The sequence below is a fragment of the Microbacterium sp. 2MCAF23 genome (assembly GCF_052115565.1).
In the GTDB taxonomy this organism is placed as follows: Bacteria; Actinomycetota; Actinomycetes; order Actinomycetales; family Microbacteriaceae; genus Microbacterium.
Genome location: NZ_JBFRGY010000001.1, coordinates 173,042 through 199,615, shown reverse-complemented (window position 1 = coordinate 199,615; position 26,574 = coordinate 173,042). Strand labels below are relative to the sequence as shown.

Genomic DNA, 26,574 nt, shown 5'->3' with positions numbered 1-26,574 from the left:
GGCCGGTCAGGTGCCGCAGTAGGTGAGGTGTCTCGGCGCGCCGTCCGGTGCGGGGCGGGTATAGCGGCGGTGCTGATCTCCCGCGCGCTCGATGAAGGGTGTGCGCAGCAGGCCCAGCAGTTGCGTGAACGGCGCGATGTCGCCGTCGACCGCCGCCGCGAGCGCCTCGTCCAGGATGTGGTTGCGTGCGATGTACACGGGGTTAGCCCTGCGGATCAGTTCGTCGTCGGGGCCGAGGGCGCGCCACCGGTGCAGCCACGCGTCGAGCTCGGGGACCGGACCGAGGAAGCGGCTGCGGACCGGGCGCTCGTCGCCGGCCGCGGCCGCGGCGAGATCCCGCCAGAATCCGGTGAAGTCGACCGCGTGCTCGGTGAGCATCCCGAGGGCCGCGTCGGCCACGGCCTCGATCTCCGCCTGTTCGACGTTCTGACCGACGCCGAGCTTCCGACCGAACGCCAGGGATCTGTGCGCGCGATAGCGGTCCTCGAAGGAGGCGGTGATGTCGGCCGCGGTCCGCTCGGCGGTTGCCACGTCGTCGTCGAGCAGAGGCGCCATCGCCTCCGCCAGGCGTTCGAGATTCCACCGCATGATGGCAGGCTGCCTGTCGTAGGCGTAGCGGCCGAACTCGTCGATCGAGCTGAAACGAGCCCCGGGCTCGTAGGCGTCCAGGAACGCGCAGGGCCCGTAGTCGATGGTCTCGGCGGAGACGAGGACGTTGTCCGTGCTGAGCACGCCGTGGACGAACCCGATCCGCATCCAGTCCGCGGTGAGCGCGGCCGCTGCCTCCACGATCTCCGCGAGCAGGGCGCGGTAGGGGTGCTCCGCGCGCGCGGCCTGCGGGTAATGCCGGGCGATGACGTGGTCGGCGAGGCGCCGGAGCAGGCCGGGATCCTCGTGCGTGCCGGCGTACTCGAACGAGCCGAAGCGGACGTGGCTTGCGGCCGTGCGGGCGAGCACGGCACCGGGCAGCACCTGGCCGTCGCGTTCGCGCGGAGCGCCCGTCGACACGACCGCGAGCGCTCGGGTCGCGGGAACGCCGAGGGCGTGCATCGCGTCGCCCATGAGGTATTCGCGCAGCATCGGGCCGACCGTGGCGAAGCCGTCGACGCGCGACATCGAGGTCGGGCCGATGCCTTTGAGGTGCAGGTCGCGCAGCCGTCCCCGCCGGTCGCGTCTCTCCCCGAGCAGGGCGGCGCGGCCGTCGCCGAGGATCGGCCGGAACTCACCCCACTGGTGGCCCGCGTACACCTGGGCGACAGGGGCCGTTCCGTCGGCCCGCGACTCGCCGGTGAGGAAGCGCGCCCCGTCGTCGGACCGGAGCCAGCCGGGTTCGAGGCCGAGCTCACCGGCGATCTCCTCGTTCAGCGCGATCAGCCGCGGATCCGGCGTGCGCACGGGGGACGCCGGGCGGGAGAGCTCGGGCAGGAGCTCCGCCCAGGTCTGCTCGAGGACCGGCGGGCGACGCGCGGCGTGGGGGGCGATCGGATGCGTCATCCCACGAGTCTCCGCTCGCGCCGCGGAGCGCGGATCCCGAGCGAAATCCGGCGACATGCGGCGGAACATTCCGTCGTCGAAGACGCCGCGAGTCGCCCGATGACGGTGCGCTTCGGAAGCATCGCGCCCCCGGATTAGCGTGAGGGCGCGCCGTGCCCTCGCGCGGCCTGGACTCCGAGGAGAGCACGTGTCGGACTACTTCGATCGCACCGCAGACAAGACCTTCACCCGCGTCTACAAGCGCGAGACGCCTGACATCCTCGCCGCGTTCGCCGCGTTCGATCAGGCGGTCTTCGCCGAGGAGGGGCGCGCCATCCCGCTGAAGTTCCGCGAGCTGATCGCCCTGGCGGTGGGCATCACGACGCAGTGCGCCTATTGCATCGACGGGCATGCGCAGAACGCGGTGCGCGCTGGCGCCACCGAGGCGGAGCTCGCCGAGGCCGCCTGGGTCGCGACCGCGATCCGCGCGGGAGGCGGGTACGCGCACGGCAGGCTCGCATTCAAGCTCGCCGGCGACGCGCGCGTCGAGCACGCGCACGGGCACGAGCACGCGGGCGCGCAGTGACGACTCCTTCGCCCGTCGAGGCGGAGGCCCTCGAGCTCATCCGCGACCTCATCCGCATCGACAGCGTCAACACCGGCGATGCGGCCACCATCGGCGACGGGGAGACTCGGGCGGCATTGTTCGTGAAGCAGAAGCTCGAGGAGGTCGGCTATCACGTCGACCTGGTCGAGCCGCGACCCGGCCGGGCGAGTGTCGTCGCCCGGCTGGTCGGGACGGATCCGGACGCCGGGGCGCTGGTGGTGCACGCGCATCTCGATGTCGTGCCCGTGGTGGAAGCGGACTGGACTCATCCGCCGTTCGGCGCGGAGATCCACGACGGCATCCTCTACGGACGCGGCGCCGTCGACATGAAGAACTACGCGGGGGCCATCCTCGCTCTCGCCCGGGCCTACCGCAGGGAGGGCGTCGTGCCCCGCCGCGATCTCATCTTCGCGTTCTTCGCAGACGAGGAGGCAGGCGGCGTGTGGGGCGCGCGGTGGATCGTGCACAACCGGCCGGAGCTGTTCGACGGCGCCACGGAGGCGATCAGCGAGGTCGGCGGGTTCTCCATCCCGCTCACCGACGAGCGGAGGGCCTACCTGGTCGCCACGGCTGAGAAGGGCGTCACGTGGGCCACCCTCACCGCGCGCGGGCACGCGGCGCACGGCTCGCGGCCGACGTCGGACAACGCGGTGGTGCGCCTGTCCCGTGCTGTCGCCGCCGTGGGGGCGCACCGCTTCCCCGTCGTGACGACCCCCGCCCTGAAGCGTTTCCTGCAGGTGTTCGGGGAGCATCGCGGGATCCGGTTCACGGACGACGGCCTGGACGACGAGCTCGCCGGGCTCGGATTCGTCTCCTCGATCGTCACGGCCTCCGCGGCAACACGGTCTCGCCGACGGTGCTCAGCGCCGGGGGCAAGACCAACGTGATCCCCGCCGAAGCCACCGCACGTCTCGATATCCGCGCCCTGCCGGGGGCGGATGCCGCACTGCAGCAGGAGCTGGCGGCTCTCGTCGGCGACGACGTCGATCTCTCGTGGGGGCGCCCGGTGCCCGCGATCGAGTCGCCGATCGACTCTCCGCTGCTCGAGGTGCTTCAGGATGCGATCGCGACCGAGGATCCCGACGGCCTCGTCGTGCCCTATCTGCTGCCGGCGAGCACCGACAACAAGCACCTGGCGCAGCTCGGCATCCGCGGGTACGGCTTCGTGCCGCTGCGGGTTCCGGCCGACTTCGACGTGTTCGGGGAGTTCCACGCCGCGGACGAGCGGATCCCGGTGGAGGCCGTGTACTTCTCGACGCGCGTCACGGATCACATCCTCCGCAACGCCTGAACCGACCTGCCGACGGGGCGCGGTCCGACCATGGACCGGCGCCCCGTCCTCTGCGCCTGGGTGACGCCGGACATCGCTCCGTTACGCCGTATATCAGCCGGTTGCATCGGATATCAGCCGGTTGCCGCGTGTGAATCCCCGGCTGTGGAGGCAGCCGCGGGTGCTCATACCGTGGCTTCACGCAGCACCCGCTGCGCTGAGGAACCACGAGGGAGCATCATGACCGACATCGCCGCACCGCCTCTCGGCCGCTCGGTCGACCACGAACCGAGCCGACCGGAGGATCGCACTCGGACCAGGGTCGACATCAGTGCCGTCCCCGTGGTGCACACCCGTCACTGGTGGCGCTGGACGTTCGCCGCGCTCATCCTCTTCGTCGTCGCCCAGTTCGGCTGGAGCCTCGTCACGAACAGCCGCTACGAGTGGGGGACGTTCGCCGAGTACTTCTTCTCGGGCCCCGTGCTCATCGGCATCGGGTACACGCTCGCGATCACCGCCGTCTCGGCGATCGTCGGCTTCGTGCTCGGCACGATCATCGCGCTGGGACGGCTGTCGAAGTCCCCGCTGCTCAGCTCCGCCGCGTGGGCGTACATCTGGTTCTTCCGCTCGGTGCCGTTGGTCGTGCAGATCATCGTCTGGTACAACCTCGGCTACCTGTACCCGAAGCTGGGACTCGGCACGCCGTTCACCACCGACTTCTGGATCGTGGAGTTCCCCACCGTCCAGCTGGTCAGCGCGTTCGCCGCAGCCATCCTGGGCCTCGGGCTGCACCAGGCCGCATACTCGGCGGAGATCATCCGCGGAGGGCTTCTCTCCGTCGACCAGGGGCAGTCCGAGGCGGCGGCCGCCCTCGGCATTCCGGCGGGCCGGCGGCTGTTCCGGATCATCCTCCCGCAGGCGGCGCGCTCGATCGTCCCGAACGCGACGAACGAGGTCATCGGCCTCGTCAAGGGCGCGTCCGTGGTGTTCGTGATCGCGATCCCCGAACTCTTCTACGCGGTGCAGGTCATCTACAACCGCAACAGCCGGGTCATCCCCCTGCTCCTGGTCGCGGTCGTCTGGTACACGATCATCACCACGATCCTCAGCATCGCGCAGTTCTACATCGAGCGGCACTTCGCGCGCGGCTCCGCCCGGGCGCTGCCGCCCACCCCTCTGCAGCAGGCCCGGCGCTGGGTCGGTTCGCAATGGGCCCGGCTCGGCGATGATCAGACACCGGCCGGTGCCGCGATCCGCTCCACCGGAAAGGCGAGCGCATGAGCACCATCAGCGCGGAGACCGCCACCAGCGGACTCGTCGAGATCCACAACGTCCATAAGAGCTTCGGCGGGCTCGAGGTGCTTTCGGGGATCGATCTCACCGTGCAGCCCGGCGAGGTCATCGCGCTGCTCGGCCCGAGCGGCTCCGGCAAGTCGACCCTGCTGCGCACCATCAATCACCTGGAGAGCGTGGATCGCGGATCGGTCACGGTCGACGGCGAGCTGATCGGCTACGAGCTGCGCGGTGAGAAGCTCCATGAGCTGCACGAGCGGGAGATCCTGCGGCGCCGCACGCAGGTGGGGATCGTCTTCCAGCACTTCAACCTGTTCCCGCATCTCACCGCGCTGGAGAACATCGTCGAGGCGCCGATCGCTCTCAAGCGCCTGGCCGCCTCGGACGCCAGAGAGCTCGCCCTCGGCCTGCTCGATCGCGTCGGCCTCGCCGACAAGGCCGACGCCTACCCCCGGCAGCTCTCGGGAGGCCAGCAGCAGCGCGTGGCGATTGCCCGCGCACTCGCACTGAAGCCCAAGGTGCTGCTGTTCGACGAGCCGACCAGTGCGCTGGATCCAGAGCTCGTCGGCGAGGTGCTCGAGGTCATCAGCGACCTCGCCCGGTTCGGCACCACGCTCATCATCGTCACCCACGAGATCGGCTTCGCCCGCCAGGTCGCCGACCGGATCGTCTTCCTGGACCACGGGACCGTGATCGAGGAAGGACGTCCCGCCGACGTCCTGGATCACCCGAAGCATCCGCGAACCCGAGAGTTCCTGGCCAAGGTCCTGAACTGATCCGCACGCCCCGAACGCGGCACGGCCGCATCATCGCAAGGCCCCTCACCGCAAGGAGAAACACAGCATGGCACTCAGCAAGAAGCAGGGCGCGGTGGTCGGCATCGCCGCCGTCGCGGTCGCCGCGATCGTCGCCGTCGGCGCGGTCGTCGCCCTCAACCAGCCGGCGGCTGCGACCGCCGCCGACAGCACACCGCAGCCCACGAAGAGCGCGGCGAAGGTCTCGGCCGACGACGTGAAGTGGGTCGAGGGCGAGGTCGTCCCGAAGGCCGTCGAGGCTCTCAAGAAGAGCGGCTTCCACCCCGTCGAGCCGGGCAAGCTCACCGTCGCCGTGGGCGCCTTCGTGCCGCCGCTCAGCTACGTCCCGGACGGCAAGACCCTGCCCGCCGGCACCGAGCCGAACATCGGCAGCCTGATCGCGCAGGGACTCGGCCTGACCTACAACCCCGTGGTCGTCGCCTGGGCCGATTGGCCGCTCGGAATCCAGTCCGGCAAGTACGACCTGATCACCTCGAACGTGACGGTCACCGAGGCGCGCAAGGAGCTCTTCGACTTCGCCAGCTACCGTCAGGATCTGCTCGGCTTCTACGTGAAGTCCGACAGCACGATCTCCAAGATCCAGAAGGCCGCGGACATCTCCGGCCTGAAGATCGTCGTCGGATCCGGCACCAACCAGGAGCAGGTGCTCCTGAAGTGGAACGAGGAGCTCAAGACCGCGGGCAAGGCACCGGCCGACCTGCAGTACTACGACGACAACGCGGCCGCGACCCTCGCGCTGCAGTCGGGCCGCGTCGATGCCACCTTCGGCCCGAACGCCTCCTCCGCGTGGGCGGCCAGGGAGACAGGCGCCACGAAGCTCGTGGGCATCGTCCCGGGCGGGTGGCCGCAGGCGGCCGCGATCGCGGCAGGCACCGCGAAGGGCAACGGACTCATCGAGCCCGTCAACATCGTGCTCAACGAGCTCATCGCGAACGGGAAGTACGCCCAGGTGCTCAAGGGGTGGGGGCTCGACTCGGAGGGGGTCACGACCTCGGAGATCAACCCGCCGGGGCTGCCCAAGTCCTGAATCCGAGGTGCGGGCCGGCGGCAGATGCCGGCCCGCACCTTTCCGTGTATCCGCACCCGAGAAAGACGAACACATGACCAACCGTGCACCGCTCAGCATCCTCGAGCTCTCCCCGTTCGGCGAAGGGTCGACCGCGGGCCAGGGCCTCCGCGACACGATCGCGCTCGCGCAGACCGCGGAACGACTCGGCTACCACCGCTTCTGGCTCGCCGAGCACCACCTGAACCCCGGCGTCGCCGGCGCCGCCCCGCACGTGCTGCTCGCGGCGATCGCTGCGGCGACCGAGCGCATCAGGATCGGCACCGCCGCGACCATCATCGGCAACTACGCGGCCCTCCAGGTGGTGGAGGCCGCGGGCGTCGTGGCCGCCCTCCACCCCGGGCGCTTCGACCTCGGCATCGGCCGATCCGGATCCACATCGCGCCCCTCAGCTCCGAGCGCATCGGCCCCTGCGGAGGCCCGCGTCGTGGACGGTCTGCTGCTGCCGGCCGCGAAGCCGTTCGCCTTCGACTCCGCCCGGTTCGCCGCACAGGCACGGTTGCTGCGCCGCACCGCAGGCGACGCCGACCGGTTCGAGCAGGACGTGCTCGACATCCTCGCGCTCATCGCGGGCACCTACATCGCCCCCGAGGGCGTGCCGATCCACGCGACGCCGGCCGAGGGGCAGGACATCCAGGTGTGGCTGCACGGCAGCACTGCGGGGATCAGCGCCGAGCTCGCCGGGCGTCTCGGGCTGCCGTTCGGCGCCAACTTCCACGTCGCGGGCAGCTTCGTGCTCGACGCTGTGCAGGCCTATCGGCGTGCCTTCCGGCCTGGCGCACTCGCCGAGCCGCGCGTGATCGTCTCGGCCGACGTGCTCGTCGCGGATACGGCGACCGAGGCGGAGCGCATCGGCCGCGGGTACGCAGAGTGGGTGCACAGCATCCGCGCGGGCCAGGGGGCGATCGCCTACCCGCACCCCGACGATGCCCTCGTCGCACCGTACCCGGCCGACCTGCTCGGCGTGGTCGGCGACCGCCTCGACACCCGTTTCGTGGGCGACGCGGAGACCGTCGTGGAGCGGCTCGACACCCTCCAGCGCGTGACCGGCGCCGACGAGCTGCTGCTCACCACGATCACGCACGACCCCCGGGACCGCGAGCGCTCGTTCGCGCTGCTCGCCGACGCATGGGGTTCCGAGAGCAGCGCACCCCGGGTCCTCGAGACGGCGCGCGGGCGATGAGCCCGACAGCGACGGCGCTCGCCATCCGGCTCGCCGTGCCCGACGAGTACGGAATCGTCGGGCGCCTCACCGAGGACGCCTACGTCTCGAGCTACTCCGAGCTGTCGGCCGCGTACCTCCGGTCGCTGCGCGACGTGGCCGCGCGCGCGGCGCTGGGAGACATATGGGTCGCGCTGGAGACGGATGTGATCGTCGGTAGTGTCTGGGTCCCGCGCGCCGGTGCGCATCTGTCGGAGGTGGCGCGCGACGGCGAACTCGATTTCCGCCAGCTCGCCGTGGCACCGACGGCCCGCGGACGCGGCGTCGGGGAGGCCCTCACCCGGCATGTCATCGCCCTCGCCGCCGAGCGGCGGGCCGAACGAGTGGTCATGAACAGCGGACCTGAGATGACGGGTGCGCACGCCCTCTACGCGAAGCTCGGCTTCCGCAGGCTGCACGAACGCGAGCAGAGCGTCGAGGTCGAGCCAGGGGTGTTCCTCGAGCTTCTGGCGTTCGGCCTCGACATCGCGCCGGCGGAGACCTCCGACGCATGACGTAGCCTGCGGAGAGCACTGTCGACGCGGCACCCAAGACTCAGCGCCGAGGTCGGGTACTCAGAGCGATGGGTCCGAAAGTACTGGGGTCGTTGAGCGAGGACGCGCGCAGCGCGACCGAGACGAAACGCGGTGCCCTCGCGAGAGCACCGCGTTTCGTCTCGCTGCGCTCGCTCAACGACCCCCGGGGTGTTCGGCTGGGATCAGGCCCTCGGCGGAGACCTCGCCGTGCACACGTCGGTCCGGCGTCTGCTCTCCCGCCGTCACCGCGATGCGGAGCCGGTTCTCCGCGGGAGGCAGCGGGCAGGTGGCGAAGTCGGTGTACGCGCACGGCAGGTTGGTCGCCCGGTTGAAGTCGACCACGGCCGCGTCGGAGCCCTCGGCCACCTCGAACGACACGGTCCTGTTCGCGGCGTACGTGGTGACGCCGCTGGTCGCGTCGGTGAACAACGCGAACAGCGAACCGGGTCGGTGCCCGTCGAACGCGAGCAGCCGGAACGGCTCGTCGTCGACGAGGAACTCGACGTAGCCCGGGGAGTCGTACACGTGGCTGATGCCGTCGACGGCTGCACCGACCTCGATCGCCCTCGGCGCGACGAACCGGACGAACCGGCCCGGGATCCGCCAGCGCGGGTCGGGCGGGAATGCGGCTGTCCCCGTGTAGGCGGACAGGAACGGGAAGTCGGGGCGGCGCGGCCGCAGGATGTCCCGTCCGCCACGCTTGGCGACTTCGACGACGCCTCCCTCGAACCCGACCGTCACGCCGTCGCGCTCCGCGAGGGGGCCGAACGCGTGCGTGTCCGTGACCTCGGCGCCGTCGACCGTGAGGGCTTCGCCGTCCGCGAGGACCACGACGGGCCCGGTGACGCCGGTGAACCACTCGCCGGGCAGCCCGGGGAAGCGGCGCGCTTCCGCCGTCAGCCAGAACAGGCCGCTGACGGCGAGGAACCCGTGCGGGTCGGCACGGCGCTCCTCATGCGTTTCGTGCCAGTCCTCCCACTCCCGCGCGAACGCGTCTGCCGTCTGCGCGGGCGTTGTCTCCACCGGGGTAGGGAGCGTCATCGTGCCGTCTCCGTCGCCCCGGCGAGCTCCTCGGCGCGCGCCGGCAACGGCAGGCGCAGGTTCGCGCGCAGCGTCGTGCCGCCGTACTCGCTGCGCAGCGAACCGCGCTCCTGCAGCAGCGGCACGACCTCGTCGACGAACTCGTCGAGCCCCGACGGAACCAGGTGGGAGCCGAGCACGACACCGTCTCCGCCGTCCTCCTGCACGAACGCGTCGAGCTGATCGGCGACCTGCACAGCAGTGCCCACGTATCCCGGTCCGCGGCTGATCTCGTGCGCGAGGCCGCGCAGCGTGAGACCCCGCTCGTCGGCGAGTTCACGCCATCTGCGCACCGTCTCGAACCGGTCCTGGAACACGAAGGCGCGGCCCTGGATGATCGGCGGAGCTTCGGGATCCGGGTCCACGTCCGGCAGTGGTCCGTCGGGGTCGTAGGCCGACAGGTCGCGGTTCCATACCTGCTCGAAGGTGACCTGGATGGTCTTGTCCGTGAGCTGCTGCTCCAGGATGTGGCGGGCCTTCTCCTCGGCGTCCGCGGCCGAGTCCCCGATCACGAATCCCGCCGCGGGCAGGATCTTGATCTCGTCCGGTCCGCGACCGAAACGGGCCGCGCGCTCCCGGATGTCGGCGGAGAACGCCTTGCCCTCGGCGAGCGTCGCGTAGGGCGAGAAGATCGCGTCCGCCGTGGAGGCCGCGAAGTCCCGGCCCTGCGGCGAGACCCCGGCCTGCACGATGACCGGGCGCCCCTGCGGGCTGCGCGGCACGGTGAAACGGCCCGCGATGTCGAACTGCGTGCTGGACTGGGCGAACGCGCCGGCGTCGGCGTCCGCGAGGAAGACGCCCGTCGCCTTGTCTGCGACGATCGCCTCCTCGGCCCACGAGTCCCACAGCCGGCGGATGGTGGCGACGGTCTCCTCCGCGCGCACGTAGCGTTCGCTGTGCGGAAGGAAGCCGCCACGGCGGAAGTTCGCGCCGGTGAACGCGTCGAACGAGGTGACGACGTTCCATCCGGCCCGACCGCCCGACAGATGGTCCAGGCTGGCGATCTGGCGGGCGAGCTCGTAGGGCTCGTTGAACGTCGCGTTCAGCGTGCCCACCAGGCCGATGTGGTCGGTCACCGCGGCCAGCGCCGCGAGCACGGCGAGCGTGTCGGGGCGTCCGGCGATGTCGTGGTCGAAGATGCGGCCTGCCCTGGCGCGCAGGGCGAGCCCCTCCGCCAGGAAGAAGTAGTCGAAGCGCCCACGCTCGGCCGTCTGCGCGACGTGCCGGAACGTGGAGAAGTCGATCTGACTGCCCGCCTCCGGGTGCTCCCACAGGGTGTGCTCGTTCACTCCGCCGACATACGCGGCGAGGATGATCTGCTTGCGTGCTCTCGTGGTCATGGTGTTCTCCTCTGATCGGTCAGACGGCGGCGTAGCGACTGGGGACGTGCTCAGGCAGGCCGAGCAGCCCGCGCAGGGTGCCCGCCTCGTAGGCGTCGTGGAAGAGGCCGCGTGCGCGCAGCTCCGCGGCGAACGCGCCGGCGATGCGGGGCAGGTCGTCGGTCAGCACCCCGGGCCGCAGGCGGACCCCGGCGTATCCGAGGGCTCCGAGCTGGGCGACGAGGTCGGCGAGCTCGGGTGCGGAGCCGGTGAAGACGCGCGCGTCGCTCGCGAGCGGGCGGCCGAGGGCGTCGAGACGCCGGAGTCGATCGGCGGCGGACTCCCCGTCCGGATCGTCGAGGAACACCACGAGATCGGCGAAGACCTGGAGGGGCTCTCCCCCGCGGCCGTCCGCGGCGGCGGCGACCTCCGTCAGGATCCGTTCCGCGTGCGTCGCGTCGGCCGGGGTGACGAAGACGAGGTCCGCCGAGCGCGCGGCCAGCCGGTAGGGCACCTCGGCGTGCGCGAGCGCGGCGACGACCGGCTGCCCCTGGGGCGGGCGCGGAGTGATCGACGGCCCTCGCACGCTGAACCAGCGGCCCTCGAAGTCGATCTCGTGCACCTTGTCGGCGTCGAGGAACCGGTCGGTCGCGACGTCGCGGATCTCGGCGTCGTCCTCCCAGCTGTCCCAGAGCCGCCGAACGACCTCGACGTGGTCGGCGGCCTCGTCGAAGAGCTCGCCGACCAGAGCGTCGAAGGCAGGATCGCCCCAGACGATCTGATCGCCGGGGTGCGCGCGGCGCCCGAAATGGGCGGCCTCGTCGGCCCGCCCGGACACCTTCACCTGCCACCCTGCGCGACCCTCGCTCGCGAAGTCGAGCGTGGCGATGCCCGTGGAGACGTGGAACGGCTCGGTGTGCGTGGTCGTCACGGTCGGGATCAGCCCGATGCGAGAGGTGACGGGCGCCACACGGGACGCGATCAGCAGGGCGTCCAGGCGTCCGCGCACCTCGTCGGTGCGTTCGTCCCCGCGGACGGGATCCGAGGACTGCAGCGCGAGGGAGTCCTCGATCGTGACGAAGTCGAGGAGCCCTTCCTCCGCGGTGCGGACGAGGTCGGTCCAGTACCCGGGGGTGAACAGCTCGGCGGGCCGCGATGACGGCTCCCGCCAGGCGGCAGGGTGCCAGCCGGCGCCCTCGAGGGCGACGCCGACGCGAAGTCGTGAACTCATGATGTGCTCCTTGTCTGGGACGGTCGATGTGTCTGGGACGGTTGATGTGTCTGGGACGGTCGAGGGGACGATCGAGGGGGACCCGCTACGCGGCGGCCGAGGCGAGTGCTCCGGCGGCCGGCACCCAGCCGAGTCGGGGCAGGACCGCGTGGCGGATGTCGGAGAGGATCTGCCGGTAGTCGTCGAGCGACAGCGCATACGGCAGCGCGATGCGCAGTTCGGTGAGGCCGTCGATCGCGGGGTCGGACGCGAGCCGCTCGACGATCTCGTCGGCGGTGCCGAACAGATCCCGCTGGAACAGGTGCCCGTTCGTGGGCTGCTCGGTGCGCGCCTGCCTGCTCTCCGCGAACGCGGTGTAGCGGTCGCGCTGGCCGGCCGTGGCAGTGTCGATCGGCAGGATCACCCGCTCGACGCCGACCGACCCGGTGCCGGCGCCGGCGAAGTGCGCGTGGTAGTCGTCGATGTGGGCGCGCTGCGCGTCCTCGAAGGAGGCGGCTCCCGCAGCCGCCGTGATGTTCCCGAGCAGGAGCTTGAGTCCCTGGTCGGCGGCCCACCGCACCGAGCGGGCGGAGCCGCCGCCGAGCCACACCCGATCCCGCAGCCCCGCGATGTGCGGCTGCACCCGCGGGGTCTGCGGGCCGTACGGCGTGGGGATGTCCGCGCCGAGCGCATGGCCTTCCAGCGCCTCGAGGAAGCGTCCGATCAGGACGTAGGCGTCGACGTCGCCGTCGTCCTCGATGCGGCCGAGGTGTCGCAGCAGCGCCCCGTGCGGCGCCGACGAACTGACTCCGACGTTCAACCGGCCGTTCGACAGGGCATCGACCGTGCCGAAGTCCTCAGCGAGGCGGAACGGCGTCTCGTAGCCGAGCGGCACCACCGCCGTCTCCAGGCGGATCCGCTCGGTGCGCTGCGTGGCTGCGGCGAGGAAGGTCAGCGCCGACGAGACGCCGCGCTCGAGATGGCGCTGGCGGATTCCGGCCACCTGCAGACCGATCTCCTCGGCGAACTCGAACAGCCGCAGCGTGTCCTCGAGTCCTGCCGTGGGATCGGCCTCGGGGTAGTTCCCGGCCAGGGTGAAGCCGGCGGAGGCAATGGTCGCGGTGCTCATCAGTGTGCGTCCTTCCAGGCGGAGACCAGCGAGTCCAGGCGTGAGTCCGCTCCGAGCCTGATGCCGTGCACGGTGGACTGGGTCGACAGGATCGAGGTGAGCTCGTGCACCGGGATCTGGTAGTACTGCGCCGCGATGCGCGCCTGCGCCTCGGCGAGGATCTTGTCGCGCGCGGCGGGGTTGCCCGCCGCCAGCTGCCCCTGCAGCAGCGTCTCGAGCTCGGGGTCGTCGATGTGCAGCTTCGTGGTGGCCTTGGAGTACTGAGTGCGCAGCACATCGCCGTCGGCGCGGGAGAGGTTGCCCCACACGATGTCGAAGTCGCCCGACGCCTGCTTCGCGAGGAACTCGGGCACGGTGCTGCCGGAGAGGACCACGTCGATGCCGACCTTCTTGAGCTGCTGCTGGATCAGTTCGAGCGAGGTCTGGTTCGGCCCGAAGTTCGTGATCCACGCCAACTGCAGCGTCAGCGGGGTGCCGCCCTTGGTGCGGATCCCGTTCGCGCCCTTGGTCCAGCCCGCCTTGTCGAGGAGCGTCCCGGCGTGCTTCGGGTCGTAGGAGAAGTGCTTGCTCTCGTCGGCCCAGGACGGCGTGTTCTTCGCCAGCGTGCTCGTGGCGACGTTGAAGAGCTTGTTCAGGGCGGTGTCCCGCACGACGGTCGGGTCGATCGCCGCGGAGATGGCCTCCCGCACGGCGATGTCCGAGACGATGGGGCGGGCCAGGTTGAACGAGAGCCCGAAGCTGATGCCGGGATTGCCACGCGAGATCAGCGGGTACCCGGCGTCCTGAAGCGTCTGCACATCGGTGGGCTGGACGCCGCCGATGACATCGACCTGGTCGCTGGTCAGGCTGCCGGTGCGCACGCCCGCCTCGGGCGCGACCTGGAACGTGACGGTGTCGAGATGGGCGCGACCGTTGTTGCCGAGCGCTTTGGGCGCCCAGGCGTAGTTCTTGCGGGCGGTGAGCACGGTCGAGACGTTCTTGGTGTAGCTGTCGAGCGTGAACGGGCCGGTGCCGACGATGGCCTTGCCGTCGGCGCGGTTGGCGAAGGGCACGGCGAGGGTGGCGTTGCCGACGATGCCCAGGCCGACGCTGGCCGTCGAGTTCGGGAACGCGGCGTTCGGGGTGCTGAAGTCGACCTCGACCGTGTCGTCGTCGATGACCTTGGTCTCCTTGTAGCCGACGAAGTTGCTGGTCGTCTGCGTCAGGGCACCCCCGGTCTGGATGTCGTCGAAGGTGGCCTTGACGTTCGCCGCGGTGAACGGCGTGCCGTCGGAGAAGGTGACGCCGTGGCGCAGCTCGAAGGTGAACGACGTCGCGTCGGCGTTGCTCTTGTAGGAGGTGGCGAGCCACGGCTCGAGCTCGCCGGTCTGGGGGTTCTGGTAGAGCAGGGAGTCGACCAGCTGCCGGGTGACGTACCAGGTGTCGTTGCCGGAGCCGATCCCGGAGGGGTTCAGGGAGATCGGGTCGTTGGCGATCGCGAACGTGAGCGCCCCGCCGTCGACGGGCTTGGCCCCGGCACTCGTCGGTGCGGCCGCGGGCGCCGCGGGCGCGCAGGCGCTGAGGGCGAGGCCGGCGATGACGGCGATCGAGGCGAGCGCGGTCGTTCGCAGGCGCAGGGCGGTGCGCGGGCGCGACGCCGTTCGGGTCGGGTTCATGGTGGCTCCTTGGTGGGGGTGCGGTCCGGTGCGGGACGGAGGGGGAATCGGGTGGGAGATGGTCAGAGGGCGATCCGCAGGCCGCCGGGGATCGCGTCGAGCAGGGTGCGGGTGTACTCGGTGCGCGGGTGGTCGAAGATCTCCCGCGCGGTGCCGGACTCGACGATGCGACCGCGCTGCATGACGCCGACGGTGTGCGCGATCTGCCGGACCACAGCGAGGTCGTGCGAGATGAAGAGGTAGCTGAGGCCGAATTCGCGCTGGATGGTGCTGAGCAGCGTGAGGATCTGGTGCTGGATCGACACGTCGAGGGCGGAGACGGGCTCGTCCAGCACGATGAGCTCGGGCGAGATCGCGAGCGCGCGGGCGATCGCGACGCGCTGCCGTTGCCCGCCGGACAGCTCCGAGGGCTTGCGCTGCAGCACCGAGGAAGGCAGTGCGACGACGTCGACGAGTTCCGCGGCGCGGGCGCGGCGCTGGGCCCGGTCTCCGAGACGGTACGCGATCAGCGGGTCGCTGATGATGCGCTCGATGGTCAGCCGCGGATTCAGCGCGGCATAGGGATTCTGCTGCACGAGCTGCACCCGGCGGCGCAGCTGTCGCAGCTCCGCGCCGCGGAGTGCGGTGACGTCGGCGCCGTCGAACCGGACGGTGCCGGAGGTCGGGTCGGTGAGGCGCAGCGCCAGCCGGGCGGTGGTCGTCTTGCCCGACCCCGACTCGCCGACCAGGGCGAGCGTCTGGCCGCGTTCGATCCGGAAGCCGACGCCGTCGACGGCGCGCTGCACGGCCCCGCCCGTCCCGGGCACCGCGAACTCCTTCACGAGCGCGTCGACTTCCAGCACGGGCTCGACGATCGCCGGGCTGGTCGGCGGCACTCCCGCATCCCGGGCGGCGAAGGGATCGCCGGGGCGTCCGCGCAGCACGACCGGCGCTGAGGCTGCGGCGATCACCGGCTCGTGACGCGCGTTCAGGCCGGGGGCGGCCGCGATCAGCTGGCGGGTGTACGGATGCTCGGGCGCCAGCAGCACCTGCTCGGGGGTGCCCTCCTCGACGATGCGGCCCTGGGACATCACGATGATGCGATCGGCGCGGTCCGCGGCGACGCCGAGATCGTGCGTGATGAGCAGCAGGCTCGCCCCGCGCTCGCGCTTGAGCCCGTCCAGATGGTCGAGGATCTGCCGCTGCACGGTGACGTCGAGCGCGCTCGTCGGCTCGTCGGCGATGATCAGTTGCGGGTCGGCCGCGATCGCGATCGCGATGAGAACGCGCTGCCGCATCCCTCCGGACAACTCGTGCGGATACTGGCGGGCGCGCAGCGCGGCATCGGGGAGCCCGGCGCGCTCCAGCGCCTGCACCGCGCGCTCCGCGGCGCCCTGCCGATCGGCGAGCCCGTGCACGCGCAGCACCTCGGCGACCTGCGTGCCGATGCGTTGAACCGGGTTGAGGCTCACCGTCGGGTCCTGCGGCACGAACCCGATCCGGCGTCCGCGCACCGAGCGCAATGCCGCGTTCGACGCCGCGGCCAGGTCGACTCCGTCGAATCGGATGGCGCCGGAGGCGATGTCCGCCGCACCGGGGAGCAGCCGGATCACGGCGTGCACGGTCGTGGACTTGCCGGATCCGGATTCGCCGACGATCGCGACGGTCTCGCCGGGCGCGACCGACAGGCTCACGTCGCGCACTGCGTCGACGCGTCCGCGCGACGTCCGGTACGCCACCGACAGCGACTCGATCTCCAGCAGCGGGCTCTGCGCGTTCATGATCCGTCCGTCCGTTCGGTGTCGAGCCCCCGTGCGAGTCGGTTCGCGGCGAGGACGGTGAGGGCGATGACGAGTCCCGGGAAGGTGGTGAGCCACCAGGCGTTGCGGAGGAAGTCGCGGCCGCCGGACACCAGGGCGCCCCATTCGGGCGCAGGCGCGGGCGCGCCGTATCCGAGGAAGCTGAGCGCGGAGACGGCGAGGATCGCGCCCCCGAACTCGAGCACGCCGAGGGCCATCACCGGCCCGGTGGAGTTGGGCAGCACGTGCCGGAGAAGCACCCGGATCCAGCTGTTGCCCGAGGCGCGCGCGGCCTCGACGTAGGCGGAGCCGCGCACCTTGATGACCTCGGCGCGCATGATGCGCGACACCGAGGCGACGCTCGCGATACCGACGGCGATCGCGACGTTGACGGTTCCGAAGCCCAGAGCCGTGATGACGGCGAGTGAGAGCAGCAGGCTCGGGATCGCCAGGAGCACGTCCGCGGCCCGCATCAGGACGGCGTCGGTCCGGCCACCGGCGAAACCGCTCAGCAGGCCGATCGCGGATCCCGCGACCACACCCACGGCCACGGCCAGCGACGCGGCGCTGATCGTCAACGAGGTGCCGTGCACGACCCGGGTGTAGAGGTCGCGCCCGATCTGGTCGGTACCGAACCAGTGCGCCGCGGAGGGCGCCTGGAAGTGGTCGGCGGGGACGCCGGCCAGCGGATCACCAGGAGCGAGCAGAACCGGTGCGACCGCGGCGACGAGCACGACGGCCAACCAGAGCAGGGAGGCCGCGGCCGCCGGGCGCCGGGCGAACCAGCTCCGCCTGCGCGGGCTGGACGCCTCGCGTCCGCGGTGCGAGGCGCGCTCCGCGACCGCGTCGTCGAACCGGTTCGCGGCCGTCCCGCCGAATCCGTCCGCGGGGTGCTGGGTGCCGTCGGGCAGCAGGGCAACGGTGTCGCTCATCGGACTTCTTCCAGGACGGCGTCGATGTCGACCGAGGTCGACTCTGCGGGAGCGGGGGTCGTGGCGGGGGTCGCGGCGCGCGGGCGACGCCGGCGGCGCGGCGCCGATGTCAGCTCGATCCGCGGATCCAGGAGCGGATAGATCAGATCCACGACGAGATTCACGGTGACGAAGACGACAGCGGCGAACAGCACGACACCCTGGACCACGGGGATGTCCTGCTGCTGCACGGCCGTCGCGGTGACCCGGCCGATGCCCGGCCGGGAGAAGACCGTCTCGGTGACGACCGTGCCGCTGAGCAGCTGACCGACGATGAGTCCCGTCACCGTCAGCGCCGGCAGCGCGGCGTTGCGCAGCGCGTGGCCCAGATGGATCCGGGCACCCCCCGCACCTTTGGCGCGAGCGGTGTCGATGTAGGGCTCGCGCAGCGCGGCCGTGAGGCTCTTCGACAGCAGCTGGGCGATCATCGCTCCGGTCGGCAGCGCGAGGGCGATGGACGGGAGCACGAGTGAGGGGAAGCCGCGGTCTCCCATCGCGGGGAACAGCGGCAGCTGGAACGAGAACAGCTGGATGAGGATCAGCCCGAACCAGAACGCCGGGATCGCGACGCCGAGCGGTGGCAGCCCGAGCAGGAAGGTCGACAGCGCGCGGCTGCGCACGAACGTCGCGACCACGGCGAGCGCGGCGCCGGTGAGCACGGCGATGGCGAAGCCGAGGCCCGCCAGCTGCAGCGTCGGCGGGATCGCCTCGCCGATCACCTGCGAGACGGGTCGCCCCGTGTCGATCGACGTGCCGAGGTCGCCCTTGAGCGCGTGGCCCAGGCGCAGCACGTACTGCACGAGGAGGGGCCGATCGAGCCCGTACTTCGCCTTCAGCGCGGCGAGCTGCTCCGGGGTGATGTCGCTGGCGTCGCCGCCGGTCTTGAGCGCCACCGGATCGCTGGGCAGCGCGTAGAGCACGAGGAACGACACCGTGTACGCGGCCCACAGCACGATCACTGCCTGGCCGAGTCTCGATGCGACATAGCGCGCAACGGCCGATCGAGACGAATTCGCTGTCGACATGGGGTGCTCCTTTCGCGCTTCGCAGCATGGATCCGGGGAATCTGCGGAGCACGAGGGCTCCGTTCGAGCGATGCTCCCATCGGCGGCGGCACGGGTCGCGAGCAGGGGTCATGGGCTGATGCAGACGGTCAAGAACCGTCGTGCTCCGTCACGCGGCGTCGCATCGTGTCACCGGGCGACATAGTCGGCTGCACCCCTCGCCGAGATCACCACGCGGTACCTACTGTGGGTGTCCCTGACCCAACGAATGCAGGAGAGGGATCCGCGTCATGGCATCCACAACCTCGGGCGACCACGTGCTCGACAACCCGGCGTGGCATGCACTGACCGGCCCGCACGCGACCTTCGCGCTCGGCGGCGACCTGGTGCGCCGGTATCCGTCCGACGTCGCCCCCTTCGTCGCGGTGCGCACCTGGGAGGACCCGACCGTGTGGCAGGCCCTCGCCGAGCTGGTCGGCCCCGGGCAGGAGATCGGCATCTCGGGCGCCGATCCCGCACTCCCCGTGGGGTGGGAGGAGCTCGGCCGTGGCGAGGGAGTGCAGCTGGTGCAGACCGACGCGCTGCGGCCAGTCCCGGACGACGATGCGATCGAGCTGGGTGCTGACGACGTTCCCGAGATGCTCGCCCTCGTCGAGCGCAACCAGCCGGGCCCCTTCCGTCCTCGCACGGTCGAACTGGGTCGCTACATCGGGATCCGGCGCGGGGGCCGCCTCATCGCGATGGCCGGGGAACGACTGCATCCGCAGGGGTGGACGGAGATCAGCGCGGTCTCGACGGATGCGGAGCACCGCGGTCAGGGCATCGCATCGCGTCTCGTCCTCGATGTCGCCTTCCACATCCAGCGGCGCGGAGACAAGGCGCTGCTGCACGCGGCGGCGACGAACGTCGGAGCCATCCGCGTCTATGAGCGCCTCGGGTTCGTCCTGCGCCGGCACACCACTTTTCTCGCTGTCCGCACGCCCGCCGCCGCGGACGACCGCGTGCTTGCGGAGACGCGATGACCCGCCCCGCCGTCCTCGGCTTCGCGACCAGGCAGCTGCACGCGGGCGCCGACTCCGCTGATCCGCATCGGCCGCGTGCCACGCCGATCCACCTCAGTGCAGGTTTCGTGTTCGACGATTTCGACGAGGCGCACGCACGGTTCGCGGGGTCCGCGGACGGGTTCTCCTACACCCGGGTGTCGAATCCCACGAATGCCGCTGCAGAACGTCGCATCGCCGATCTGGAGTCCGGTGCCGGAGCCCTCCTGGTGGGCAGCGGGCAAGCGGCCGTGGCGGTCACGCTCCTGTCCCTCGTCTCCGCGGGCGATCACATCCTCGCCTCACCGAGCATCTATGAGGGCACCCGAGAGCTTCTGCGCGACGACCTCTCCCGCCTGGGCGTGCACACCTCGTTCGTCTCGGAGCTGAACAACCTCGCCGCCTGGGAGGCCGGGATCCGGGCGGAGACCCGCGCACTGTTCGCCGAATCGATCGCGAACCCGAAGAACGAACTGCTCGACATCGCCGGCGTCGCCGCGATCGCCCACGGGCATGGGATCCCCCTCATCGTCGACAACACACTGGCGACGCCCTACCTGCTGCGTCCGATCGAGCACGGCGCGGACGTCGTGGTGCACTCGGCGAGCAAGTTCCTCGCCGGTCACGGCACCGTGCTCGGCGGTGTCATCGTCGACGGCGGACGCTTTCCCTGGGATGCCCAGGCCACCCGGTACCCACAGCTCGCCGTCGACCGTGGGGCGGACGGGCTGACCCGGGTCGAGCGCTCGGGAGCGGGCGCGTTCCTGGAGCAGGCCAGGCACGTCGCGATGCGCTACGGTCCCACGCCCTCTCCGTTCAACGCCTTCCTGATCCTGCAGGGCATCGAAACGCTGTCCCCGCGCGTGCAGCGGCAGTCGGCGACGGCCCTGCGCCTCGCCCAGTGGCTGGAGAGCCACCCGGCGGTCGCATCGGTGGACTACTGCGGCCTGTCATCGAGCCCGCAGCGACGGCTCGCCGAGCACTACCTCCCGCGGGGCCACGGCGCCGTCCTCTCCGTCACCGTGCACGGCGGGCGCGATGCCGCGCGCGCGTTCACGGATGCGCTGGGCCTGTTCACCCGGATGACTCATCTCGGCGACACCCGTTCGCTCGTGCTGCACCCGGCTTCGACGACGCACGTGCTGCGCGGCGAGACCGAGCTCGCCGCGGCCGGCATCGGGCAGGGGCTGCTGCGCCTGTCGATCGGGCTGGAGGATCCGGAAGACCTCATCGCCGACCTCGATCAGGCGCTCACCGTGGCGTCCGAGGCGGAGATCCTCACGAGAGCAGGAGTGAGATGACCCGTCCCCAGCACTTCGGCTGGTTCTTGTCACGCGGCTTCGGCCCGCACGGCTGGGCCCGCCCGTACCAGGAATGGAACTACGCCTGGCAGCGTCCCGACATCTATCAGCAGTCCGCTCGGGACCTGGAGCAGGCCGGGTTCGATTTCGTCCTCATCGAGGACGCACTGTCGGTCGGGATCACCCCCGCGACGCTGGATCTGCGGGTGCGCAAGGCGTACGGCGGCCCCAAGCACGACCCCTGGACACTTGCCCCGTACCTGTTCGCGGCGACCAGCCACCTCGGTGTGATCCCGACGGCGAATCCCGCGGCGTACCCGCCCTACCTCGCGGCACGGCAGTTCGCATCGCTCGCACATCTGAGCGGCAACCGCCTGGGTCTCAACGTGGTCACGGACGTCGGCAGCGCCCATCACTTCGGCACCGACCGGCTGCCGCACGATCAGGCCTACGACAGGGCGCAGGAGTGGCTGGACGCGTTGCGGCTGCTCTGGCACAGCTGGGACGACGACGCGCTCATCGCCGACCCGATCTCGCAGGTGTACGCCGACGGATCCAAGATCCGAGCCGTGCAGCACCGAGGGCAGTACTTCTCGTTCGACGGGCCGCTCAACGCCGAGCCGCTGTCGGCCGGGGATCCCATCGTCGCCTCACCCGGCGGGTCGCCGCGCGGGATCGATTTCGCCGGACGCAACTCCGAGATCCAGCTCGCGCTGTCGAATCTGGACGTCGAGAGCGTCCGGGCGTACCGTGCACGCGTGCACGAGGCTGCGGCCGCGCAGGGTCGCAGTCCTGAGGACATCTCGATCCTGTTCGTGTTCAAGCCGATCGTCGCAGCGAGCGTCGAAGAAGCCGACCGCATCGTGCAGGCGTCGCTGTCCCCTGGCGAGGCTGTGCTTCGGGAGGTCGCGGAGGCCTGGTCCAGCGACCTGGAGACGGATCTGACGGCGTTCGATCTGGACAGTCCCCTGGATCCGGCCGCCGTGTTCGGCGATCACGTGTCGAAGGGCACGATTCGGGGACTGCTCGGTCACCATGAGTCCTTCGACGGGGTGCCGCTGCGAGAGATCCTGGCCGGCAAGGCGCGGCTGAGCCGCATCACCGACGGGCGCGGTGGAACGGTCGGCACCGCGGAGGAGATCGCCGATGTCATCCAAGCGCTCGGCGACGACGCCGACAACGACGGCCTCATCTTCTCCGGCGATCTCCACCCGGTCACGATCCACCGCACCCTCGATGAGCTGGTGCCGGTGCTTCGTCGCCGTGGCATCCTGCGCGACGGCTATGCCGACGGCGGTCTGCGCGCCAACCTGACGTCGTTCTGACCATGACTTCACTCTCGGAGGCAAACCCATGACCCGGATCGCAGTGCTGGTGGGAAACCCCCAGCCCGCTTCGCGCACCCGTCTCGTCGCCGAGGAGGTGGCGGCCCTGCTCGGTGCGCGCAGCGGCGCGGACATCGACGCCACGATCGACCTCGCGGACGTCGCGGACGCGCTCTTCCGCTTCCCCGAGCCCAGGCTCGACGACCTGCTGAACCGGGTGGCGACCGCGGACGTGGCGGTGATCGCGAGCCCCACGTACAAGGCCGCCTACACGGGCCTGCTGAAGGCGTTCCTGGACCGCTACGGATCCGACGGGCTGCGCAGTCTCACCGCGGTGCCCGTGCTCACGATCGGGGCCCCGACGCATGCGCTCGCGGTGGAGACGACCCTTCGGCCGCTCCTCGTGGAGCTCGGCGCGAGCGTACCCACCCGCGGGCTGGCGTTCCCTGCCGCTGCCGTCGAGGATCGTGCGAGCATCGTCGGCCAGTGGGTCGATTCCGAGTGGCCGCGGATCCGGCACGCGTTCGGCATCGGCGCGGAGACAGGGCGATGAACGGCCGCTTCCGCCCGGCCGAGTCGCTGGCCTCTGTCGCCGTCGCCGCGTCCGAGACCATCCTGGGCCGCGGATCCGGAGTGACGCCTCGCGCGGAGGTGCCTCGTACGGAGACGCCTCGTACGGGAACGCCTCGTACGGGAACGCCTCGTGCGGAAACAAAGAGCGTGCAGCTCGAGCCGGCCTGTCTGGAGGTCGCGCACCGGGCGCAGCTGTTCGCCGCCCGGTTCTGACCCGGTCGGGTCGAGTCGGCTGGTGGCAGGCGGCTTGCGGGGTGATGGCGGTCACCACGGGATGATGACAGGTCGACGCCCGCCTGTGTCAGGCGGCGTCGGCCCTGCTTTCTTCCGCATCCGTGAACATCACGCGCGGCGGTGGTGCGTCGGTGTACTCGACGCCGGACGGACTGATCCAGACGATGACGCCGCCAGGACGCTGTCGCGCGGTCCAGCGCCAGCGCGGGTCGAGGTCGGGATGCTTGAGCGCGTGGTGGGTCTCGCAGAAGCACGCGAGGTTCACGGCATCGGTGGGGCCACCACGGGCGTAGTCGTGGTTGTGGTCGATCTGGCATCGACGGGCGGGCATCCGGCAGTTCAGGAACCGGCAGGTCCGATCCCGGGCGCGAAGGTACCGTTTCATCGCTTCCGGAGGTCGGTACGGGCTGGTCCGGACGATCATTCCGCTGCCGTCGAGTTCGAGCCGTTCCCAGCTGAACGCGGCGGCGGCGAAGCGGCGGGCGAGGTCGGGATCCATCGGCCCGCGCCCGTCGAGTTCCGCCATCCGGTCATCGTGGCCGGAAAGAGTGGTCTCTGCGACCGTGACCTGAACAGTGGCATGGACGCGGTCGAGGAGGTCGGCGTCGTCGGCGATGCGGCCGGTGAGGATCTTCAGCAGGAACCGGTCGAAGCGCACCTGGTCCAGCCGTCGCACGTCTTCGACGGCACCCTCCTGCTTGGCGGCGTCGAGGACGGCACGGCCTTCCTGCGTGAGCAGGTCGAACGCGGCGTGGATGAGCGCCGCCGGCCCGGTCGCGTGCATCGTGGCCTGCCCGGCGCCGTCGTCGGTCACGCTCACAGCGCGATCATCGTGGGCGCGTCGGTGCACCTCGGTCAGGGCGACCGGAGCGACCGCCGCGGCCACGGTCTCGGCGAGAAGGCCTTCGTGCGCGCCCGCGATTCGGCGGCGGCGAACGGCACGACCTGCGCCTCGTATTCGGCCAGCGTGCCGGTGTCGTCATGGGGGATGTCCGCGGCGGCTTCGAGGATCGCCTCCACGTGACCGAGCGAGACCTCCCCCGTCTCGAGTGCCGCGCAGGTCACGGGGAATCGTTCGTGCAGAGCATGCCCGGTGGCGAGGAGTTTCGCGGCGGCGTAGCGGGACAGGTGCATGCCCACCGAGAACTCACTGATCATCGACCGCTCGGCCGCGTCGAACCCGTCGGATCCGGGGCGGATCTCATCGAGCAGCAGCGCCACGCGCTCGTGGGCAAGAGCCACCTGGCGTGCCTGCAGCCGAGCGATCTCGCGGCCCAGTTCTGCGCACTCCCCGACGATCTCCGCACTGCGGCGGAGGTAGTGATCGAGGGGCTTCTCCATACGTCAATTATAGAACATATCTTCGATGATTGGAAGAGTTCTCCACAGCCGGATCCATCGCGGAACGGAACCCGACGAGGATCGGATCCGGCTCAGAACAGCGCCTGCGGCAGCGCCCCCTCATGCTCGAGCAGCCAGCGCTTCGTGTGCAGTCCCTCGCCGGGCGCACCGCCGGAGTAGCCGCCGAGGCCGTCGCTCGCGACCACGCGATGACAGGGCACGATGATCGGGATCGGGTTCGCTCCCATGATGGATCCGATCGCGCGGGCCGGGACCGACGTGCCGCTGCGCTCGGCGAGCTCGCCGTAGGTCACGGTCTCGCCGTGCAGGACCGTGTCGTAGAGCGCGTGCAGCACCGCGTTCGTGACATCGGACTGCGGTCCGAGGTCGAACGGCAGGTCGAACACGGCCCGCTCCCCCGCGAAGTAGGCGCCGAGCTGGGCGAGGGCATCGGCGAGCAGCGGATCCCGCTCGGCGTCGGACGGCATGCCCGGAACCGCCGGCGTGGAATGCCCGCGGCGCGGCCAATGCACCCGGCGGATCGCCGTGCCGTCGCTGTGCACGGAGAGCACGCCCACGGGCGTCGCGATCGAGCCGGAGAAGGTCACGCGCCGATCGTACGCCGGGGATCCGACATCGCGGACAACGCCCGCAGATCGTCACCCGCGACACCGATCCGGCGATCGATGCAGCACCCGTGTCACACTTTCGCACCGCGCTCCGACATCCCTGATGAGAGCCGCACGAACGCCGACGAGATCCGCCGGGGCGTCGGCCGGAAGAGGAACGACGATGACCAGGATCGACATGGGCCGCACCAACAAGCTCGGCTACGCCGCGGTGCTCGGGCTGGAGGCGTACTCCCGCAAGAGCGTGGAGCCGCGGCTGTACGAGCTGATCAAGCTGCGCGCCTCGATCCTGAACGGATGCGGGTTCTGCGTCGACATGCACGCGACCGAGGGCGCCAAGCGCGGCATCCCCCAGCGCACCCTGCACGCGGTCGGCGCGTGGCAGCACGCCAGGGGTTTCTTCGCCGAGAAGGAGTTGGCGGCACTCGCCCTGACCGATGCCGTCACGCAGCTCGGTCCGGAGACCGTGACGGACGAGATCTGGAACGCTGCCGCGCAGCACTTCGACGAGGGCGAGCTCGGCGCCCTCGTGCTGGCGATCTGCACGATCAACGTCTGGAACCGCGTGGCCATCGCCACCGAGATGGCGCCGCCGATCGACGACAAGCACCCGATCGTCTGAGTGGTGTCGGAGGGGGCGCGCTACCGTGGGCCCATGACGCTCGCCTCGCCTGCCACGCGCGCGTGGCAGGCGGAGCGCGGGCGCCTGATCGGCATCGCCTACCGGATGCTCGGCGACTACGGGCACGCCGAGGACGTGGTCTCCGAGGTCGCGATCGAGGCGCTGCAGCAGGAGCGCGCCGAGCGCCGCGACGCGGACGGCCTCGACGGGCCTGGTGCGGACGAGCCCGGTGGGGACAGCTCCTCCTCGGCGGGACGCGTGCGCTCCTGGCCCGCGTGGCTGACGACGGTATGCGTCCGCCGCTCGATCGACCGCGTGCGCGCGCTCGCGGCGATGCGGGAGGACTACGTCGGCCCGTGGTTGCCCGAGCCCGTCGCGACCTCGCGGCTGCCCGAGGATGCGGTGGCCGATCGCGAGCTGCTCTCGCTCGCGCTGCTGCACATGGCCGAGCAGCTCGCGCCCGATGCGCGAGCGGCGGTCGTGCTGCACCGCGCATTCGGGATGTCGGCCGTGGAGATCGGACGCATCCTGGAGCGCTCCCCCGCCGCGGTGCGGCAGCTCATCTCGCGCGGTGAACGCCGACTGCACCTCGCGGACGATCCCGCTTCGACGCGCGCGGCGGATCCGGCGGCGCTCGGTGCTCTGCTCGCCGCGGTCGAGCACGGCGACATCTCCGGTGTGCTCGCGCTGCTCGCCGATGACGCGATCCTGTGGAGCGACGGCGGCGGGCGAGTGCGCGCGGCCCTCAACCCGATCTTCGGCGCCGACCGCGTGCGGCGCTTCCTCTTCGGTGTGCTGGAGAAGGCCACGGCCGACCCGTCGCTGCCTTTCGGAGTCGCGCAGCTCGACGTCAACGGCGAGCCCGCGGTCGCACTCACGCATTCCGGTCGCACCGACGTGCTCACCCTCGAGTTCGGCGCCGACGGCCTCATCCACGGGCTCCGCCAGGTCTGCAACCCCGACAAGCTCGCACACGCGTTCTGAGGGCATCGAACGGCGAGAACCGAGGTCACGGTATCCCGAACGTGCGAGACGGCCGGCCCCGAAGGCGGTTCGGCGGGCGTACGCTGAGGATCAACAGCGGCACCTGGGCCGATCGGCC

The 26,574-nt window shown here is 70.8% G+C and carries 26 protein-coding genes; 14 read left to right on the top strand and 12 right to left on the bottom strand.

All coding sequences use genetic code 11. From position 1 onward, the window contains the following. Window positions 1–6: 6 nt before the first annotated feature. Entirely contained in the window at window positions 7–1,494 is a 1,488-nt protein-coding gene (locus AB4078_RS00980; protein WP_441975618.1) for a protein adenylyltransferase SelO, read from the bottom strand. A 187-nt stretch (window positions 1,495–1,681) separates the two neighbouring features. On the opposite strand from AB4078_RS00980, the gene AB4078_RS00975 reads away from it, so the two are divergent. The 8 genes from AB4078_RS00975 (at window position 1,682) to AB4078_RS00940 (ending at window position 8,240) form a co-directional block, all read left to right on the top strand. Then, window positions 1,682–2,059: a carboxymuconolactone decarboxylase family protein gene (locus AB4078_RS00975; protein WP_440734833.1), complete on the top strand. Its 378-nt coding sequence runs from the start codon at window positions 1,682–1,684 to the stop codon at window positions 2,057–2,059. Continuing rightward, complete coding sequence (locus tag AB4078_RS00970; RefSeq protein ID WP_441975617.1) at window positions 2,056–2,967, top strand: M20/M25/M40 family metallo-hydrolase; 912 nt, start codon at window positions 2,056–2,058, stop codon at window positions 2,965–2,967. Before AB4078_RS00975 ends, AB4078_RS00970 begins: the two co-directional genes overlap by 4 nt. Continuing rightward, window positions 2,937–3,371: a peptidase dimerization domain-containing protein gene (locus AB4078_RS00965; protein ID WP_441975616.1), complete on the top strand. Its 435-nt coding sequence runs from the start codon at window positions 2,937–2,939 to the stop codon at window positions 3,369–3,371. The genes AB4078_RS00970 and AB4078_RS00965 overlap by 31 nt, the downstream gene beginning before the upstream one ends. A gap of 219 nt (window positions 3,372–3,590) precedes the next feature. Then, entirely contained in the window at window positions 3,591–4,631 is a 1,041-nt protein-coding gene (locus AB4078_RS00960) for an amino acid ABC transporter permease (protein ID WP_441975615.1), read from the top strand. Further along, window positions 4,628–5,419 carry an amino acid ABC transporter ATP-binding protein gene (locus tag AB4078_RS00955; protein WP_441975614.1) on the top strand — a complete coding sequence of 264 codons (792 nt, stop codon included), beginning with the start codon at window positions 4,628–4,630 and terminating at the stop codon, window positions 5,417–5,419. Before AB4078_RS00960 ends, AB4078_RS00955 begins: the two co-directional genes overlap by 4 nt. 67 nt (window positions 5,420–5,486) lie before the next feature. Continuing rightward, complete coding sequence (locus AB4078_RS00950) at window positions 5,487–6,485, top strand: ABC transporter substrate-binding protein (RefSeq protein WP_441975613.1); 999 nt, start codon at window positions 5,487–5,489, stop codon at window positions 6,483–6,485. Window positions 6,486–6,558: 73 nt separating this feature from the next. Further along, window positions 6,559–7,707 carry an LLM class flavin-dependent oxidoreductase gene (locus AB4078_RS00945; protein WP_441975612.1) on the top strand — a complete coding sequence of 383 codons (1,149 nt, stop codon included), beginning with the start codon at window positions 6,559–6,561 and terminating at the stop codon, window positions 7,705–7,707. Further along, window positions 7,704–8,240 (top strand): GNAT family N-acetyltransferase, encoded by a 537-nt coding sequence (locus AB4078_RS00940; protein WP_441975611.1) that lies wholly within the window; start codon window positions 7,704–7,706, stop codon window positions 8,238–8,240. The genes AB4078_RS00945 and AB4078_RS00940 overlap by 4 nt, the downstream gene beginning before the upstream one ends. Window positions 8,241–8,414: 174 nt before the next feature. Here the strand turns inward: AB4078_RS00940 and AB4078_RS00935 are convergent, their stop codons facing one another. The 8 genes from AB4078_RS00935 to AB4078_RS00900 form a co-directional block, all read right to left on the bottom strand. Next, entirely contained in the window at window positions 8,415–9,302 is an 888-nt protein-coding gene (locus AB4078_RS00935; RefSeq protein ID WP_441975610.1) for a DUF1684 domain-containing protein, read from the bottom strand. Beyond that, a complete protein-coding gene (locus tag AB4078_RS00930) occupies window positions 9,299–10,681 on the bottom strand; it encodes an NtaA/DmoA family FMN-dependent monooxygenase (RefSeq protein ID WP_441975609.1) in 1,383 nt (460 codons plus the stop codon). Before AB4078_RS00930 ends, AB4078_RS00935 begins: the two co-directional genes overlap by 4 nt. Before the next feature lie 19 nt (window positions 10,682–10,700). Further along, entirely contained in the window at window positions 10,701–11,891 is a 1,191-nt protein-coding gene (locus AB4078_RS00925) for an LLM class flavin-dependent oxidoreductase (RefSeq protein WP_441975608.1), read from the bottom strand. Window positions 11,892–11,976: 85 nt separating this feature from the next. After that, window positions 11,977–12,999, bottom strand: coding sequence for an LLM class flavin-dependent oxidoreductase (locus AB4078_RS00920; protein ID WP_441975607.1), 1,023 nt, complete (start codon window positions 12,997–12,999; stop codon window positions 11,977–11,979). After that, on the bottom strand, window positions 12,999–14,654 hold the full coding sequence (locus tag AB4078_RS00915) for an ABC transporter substrate-binding protein (RefSeq protein WP_441975606.1): 1,656 nt from the start codon (window positions 14,652–14,654) through the stop codon (window positions 12,999–13,001). Before AB4078_RS00915 ends, AB4078_RS00920 begins: the two co-directional genes overlap by 1 nt. Window positions 14,655–14,716: 62 nt before the next feature. Beyond that, complete coding sequence (locus AB4078_RS00910) at window positions 14,717–16,414, bottom strand: dipeptide ABC transporter ATP-binding protein (RefSeq protein ID WP_441975605.1); 1,698 nt, start codon at window positions 16,412–16,414, stop codon at window positions 14,717–14,719. Continuing rightward, window positions 16,411–17,364 carry an ABC transporter permease gene (locus tag AB4078_RS00905; RefSeq protein WP_441975604.1) on the bottom strand — a complete coding sequence of 318 codons (954 nt, stop codon included), beginning with the start codon at window positions 17,362–17,364 and terminating at the stop codon, window positions 16,411–16,413. Before AB4078_RS00905 ends, AB4078_RS00910 begins: the two co-directional genes overlap by 4 nt. Further along, entirely contained in the window at window positions 17,361–18,428 is a 1,068-nt protein-coding gene (locus AB4078_RS00900; RefSeq protein ID WP_441975603.1) for an ABC transporter permease, read from the bottom strand. The genes AB4078_RS00905 and AB4078_RS00900 overlap by 4 nt, the downstream gene beginning before the upstream one ends. Before the next feature lie 269 nt (window positions 18,429–18,697). Between AB4078_RS00900 and AB4078_RS00895 the strand changes: the two genes are divergently transcribed. Genes AB4078_RS00895 through AB4078_RS00880 form a run of 4 tightly spaced genes read left to right on the top strand, consistent with a single transcriptional unit; the run spans window position 18,698 to window position 22,626 of the window. After that, window positions 18,698–19,429: a GNAT family N-acetyltransferase gene (locus tag AB4078_RS00895; protein WP_441975602.1), complete on the top strand. Its 732-nt coding sequence runs from the start codon at window positions 18,698–18,700 to the stop codon at window positions 19,427–19,429. Beyond that, entirely contained in the window at window positions 19,426–20,748 is a 1,323-nt protein-coding gene (locus tag AB4078_RS00890) for an O-acetylhomoserine aminocarboxypropyltransferase/cysteine synthase family protein (RefSeq protein WP_441975601.1), read from the top strand. The genes AB4078_RS00895 and AB4078_RS00890 overlap by 4 nt, the downstream gene beginning before the upstream one ends. Continuing rightward, complete coding sequence (locus AB4078_RS00885) at window positions 20,745–22,073, top strand: NtaA/DmoA family FMN-dependent monooxygenase (RefSeq protein ID WP_441975600.1); 1,329 nt, start codon at window positions 20,745–20,747, stop codon at window positions 22,071–22,073. The genes AB4078_RS00890 and AB4078_RS00885 overlap by 4 nt, the downstream gene beginning before the upstream one ends. A gap of 28 nt (window positions 22,074–22,101) precedes the next feature. Continuing rightward, the gene (locus tag AB4078_RS00880; RefSeq protein ID WP_441975599.1) at window positions 22,102–22,626 is read left to right on the top strand and encodes an NADPH-dependent FMN reductase; all 525 of its coding nucleotides are present in this window, start codon (window positions 22,102–22,104) and stop codon (window positions 22,624–22,626) included. A gap of 321 nt (window positions 22,627–22,947) precedes the next feature. Here the strand turns inward: AB4078_RS00880 and AB4078_RS00875 are convergent, their stop codons facing one another. From AB4078_RS00875 to AB4078_RS00865, 3 genes are all read right to left on the bottom strand, one after another. Further along, window positions 22,948–23,700, bottom strand: a complete 753-nt coding sequence (locus AB4078_RS00875; protein WP_441975598.1) for an HNH endonuclease signature motif containing protein — start codon at window positions 23,698–23,700, stop codon at window positions 22,948–22,950. 35 nt (window positions 23,701–23,735) lie between these two features. After that, entirely contained in the window at window positions 23,736–24,221 is a 486-nt protein-coding gene (locus AB4078_RS00870) for a DUF222 domain-containing protein (RefSeq protein WP_441975597.1), read from the bottom strand. A 92-nt stretch (window positions 24,222–24,313) separates the two neighbouring features. Continuing rightward, window positions 24,314–24,829 carry a methylated-DNA--[protein]-cysteine S-methyltransferase gene (locus tag AB4078_RS00865; RefSeq protein ID WP_441975596.1) on the bottom strand — a complete coding sequence of 172 codons (516 nt, stop codon included), beginning with the start codon at window positions 24,827–24,829 and terminating at the stop codon, window positions 24,314–24,316. 184 nt (window positions 24,830–25,013) lie between these two features. Here AB4078_RS00865 and AB4078_RS00860 point away from each other — a divergent pair, with 184 nt between their 5' ends. Together AB4078_RS00860 and AB4078_RS00855 are read left to right on the top strand one after the other, a co-directional pair. Then, window positions 25,014–25,472: a carboxymuconolactone decarboxylase family protein gene (locus AB4078_RS00860; protein ID WP_441975595.1), complete on the top strand. Its 459-nt coding sequence runs from the start codon at window positions 25,014–25,016 to the stop codon at window positions 25,470–25,472. 33 nt (window positions 25,473–25,505) lie between these two features. Continuing rightward, window positions 25,506–26,456: a sigma factor-like helix-turn-helix DNA-binding protein gene (locus AB4078_RS00855; RefSeq protein WP_441975594.1), complete on the top strand. Its 951-nt coding sequence runs from the start codon at window positions 25,506–25,508 to the stop codon at window positions 26,454–26,456. The last annotated feature ends 118 nt before the right edge of the window (window positions 26,457–26,574 follow it).

Bases quoted from the DNA above. Each gene is read 5' to 3' on its own strand.
- AB4078_RS00870 (WP_441975597.1), bottom strand. From the start codon at position 24,221: ATGGAGAAGCCCCTCGATCACTACCTCCGCCGCAGTGCGGAGATCGTC.
- AB4078_RS00855 (WP_441975594.1), top strand. From the start codon at position 25,506: ATGACGCTCGCCTCGCCTGCCACGCGCGCGTGGCAGGCGGAGCGCGGG.
- AB4078_RS00935 (WP_441975610.1), bottom strand. From the start codon at position 9,302: ATGACGCTCCCTACCCCGGTGGAGACAACGCCCGCGCAGACGGCAGAC.
- AB4078_RS00910 (WP_441975605.1), bottom strand. From the start codon at position 16,414: ATGAACGCGCAGAGCCCGCTGCTGGAGATCGAGTCGCTGTCGGTGGCG.
- AB4078_RS00950 (WP_441975613.1), top strand. From the start codon at position 5,487: ATGGCACTCAGCAAGAAGCAGGGCGCGGTGGTCGGCATCGCCGCCGTC.
- AB4078_RS00860 (WP_441975595.1), top strand. From the start codon at position 25,014: ATGACCAGGATCGACATGGGCCGCACCAACAAGCTCGGCTACGCCGCG.
- AB4078_RS00885 (WP_441975600.1), top strand. From the start codon at position 20,745: ATGACCCGTCCCCAGCACTTCGGCTGGTTCTTGTCACGCGGCTTCGGC.
- AB4078_RS00905 (WP_441975604.1), bottom strand. From the start codon at position 17,364: ATGAGCGACACCGTTGCCCTGCTGCCCGACGGCACCCAGCACCCCGCG.
- AB4078_RS00890 (WP_441975601.1), top strand. From the start codon at position 19,426: ATGACCCGCCCCGCCGTCCTCGGCTTCGCGACCAGGCAGCTGCACGCG.
- AB4078_RS00925 (WP_441975608.1), bottom strand. From the start codon at position 11,891: ATGAGTTCACGACTTCGCGTCGGCGTCGCCCTCGAGGGCGCCGGCTGG.
- AB4078_RS00895 (WP_441975602.1), top strand. From the start codon at position 18,698: ATGGCATCCACAACCTCGGGCGACCACGTGCTCGACAACCCGGCGTGG.
- AB4078_RS00920 (WP_441975607.1), bottom strand. From the start codon at position 12,999: ATGAGCACCGCGACCATTGCCTCCGCCGGCTTCACCCTGGCCGGGAAC.
- AB4078_RS00880 (WP_441975599.1), top strand. From the start codon at position 22,102: ATGACCCGGATCGCAGTGCTGGTGGGAAACCCCCAGCCCGCTTCGCGC.
- AB4078_RS00960 (WP_441975615.1), top strand. From the start codon at position 3,591: ATGACCGACATCGCCGCACCGCCTCTCGGCCGCTCGGTCGACCACGAA.
- AB4078_RS00915 (WP_441975606.1), bottom strand. From the start codon at position 14,654: ATGAACCCGACCCGAACGGCGTCGCGCCCGCGCACCGCCCTGCGCCTG.
- AB4078_RS00940 (WP_441975611.1), top strand. From the start codon at position 7,704: ATGAGCCCGACAGCGACGGCGCTCGCCATCCGGCTCGCCGTGCCCGAC.
- AB4078_RS00980 (WP_441975618.1), bottom strand. From the start codon at position 1,494: ATGACGCATCCGATCGCCCCCCACGCCGCGCGTCGCCCGCCGGTCCTC.
- AB4078_RS00930 (WP_441975609.1), bottom strand. From the start codon at position 10,681: ATGACCACGAGAGCACGCAAGCAGATCATCCTCGCCGCGTATGTCGGC.
- AB4078_RS00955 (WP_441975614.1), top strand. From the start codon at position 4,628: ATGAGCACCATCAGCGCGGAGACCGCCACCAGCGGACTCGTCGAGATC.
- AB4078_RS00945 (WP_441975612.1), top strand. From the start codon at position 6,559: ATGACCAACCGTGCACCGCTCAGCATCCTCGAGCTCTCCCCGTTCGGC.
- AB4078_RS00900 (WP_441975603.1), bottom strand. From the start codon at position 18,428: ATGTCGACAGCGAATTCGTCTCGATCGGCCGTTGCGCGCTATGTCGCA.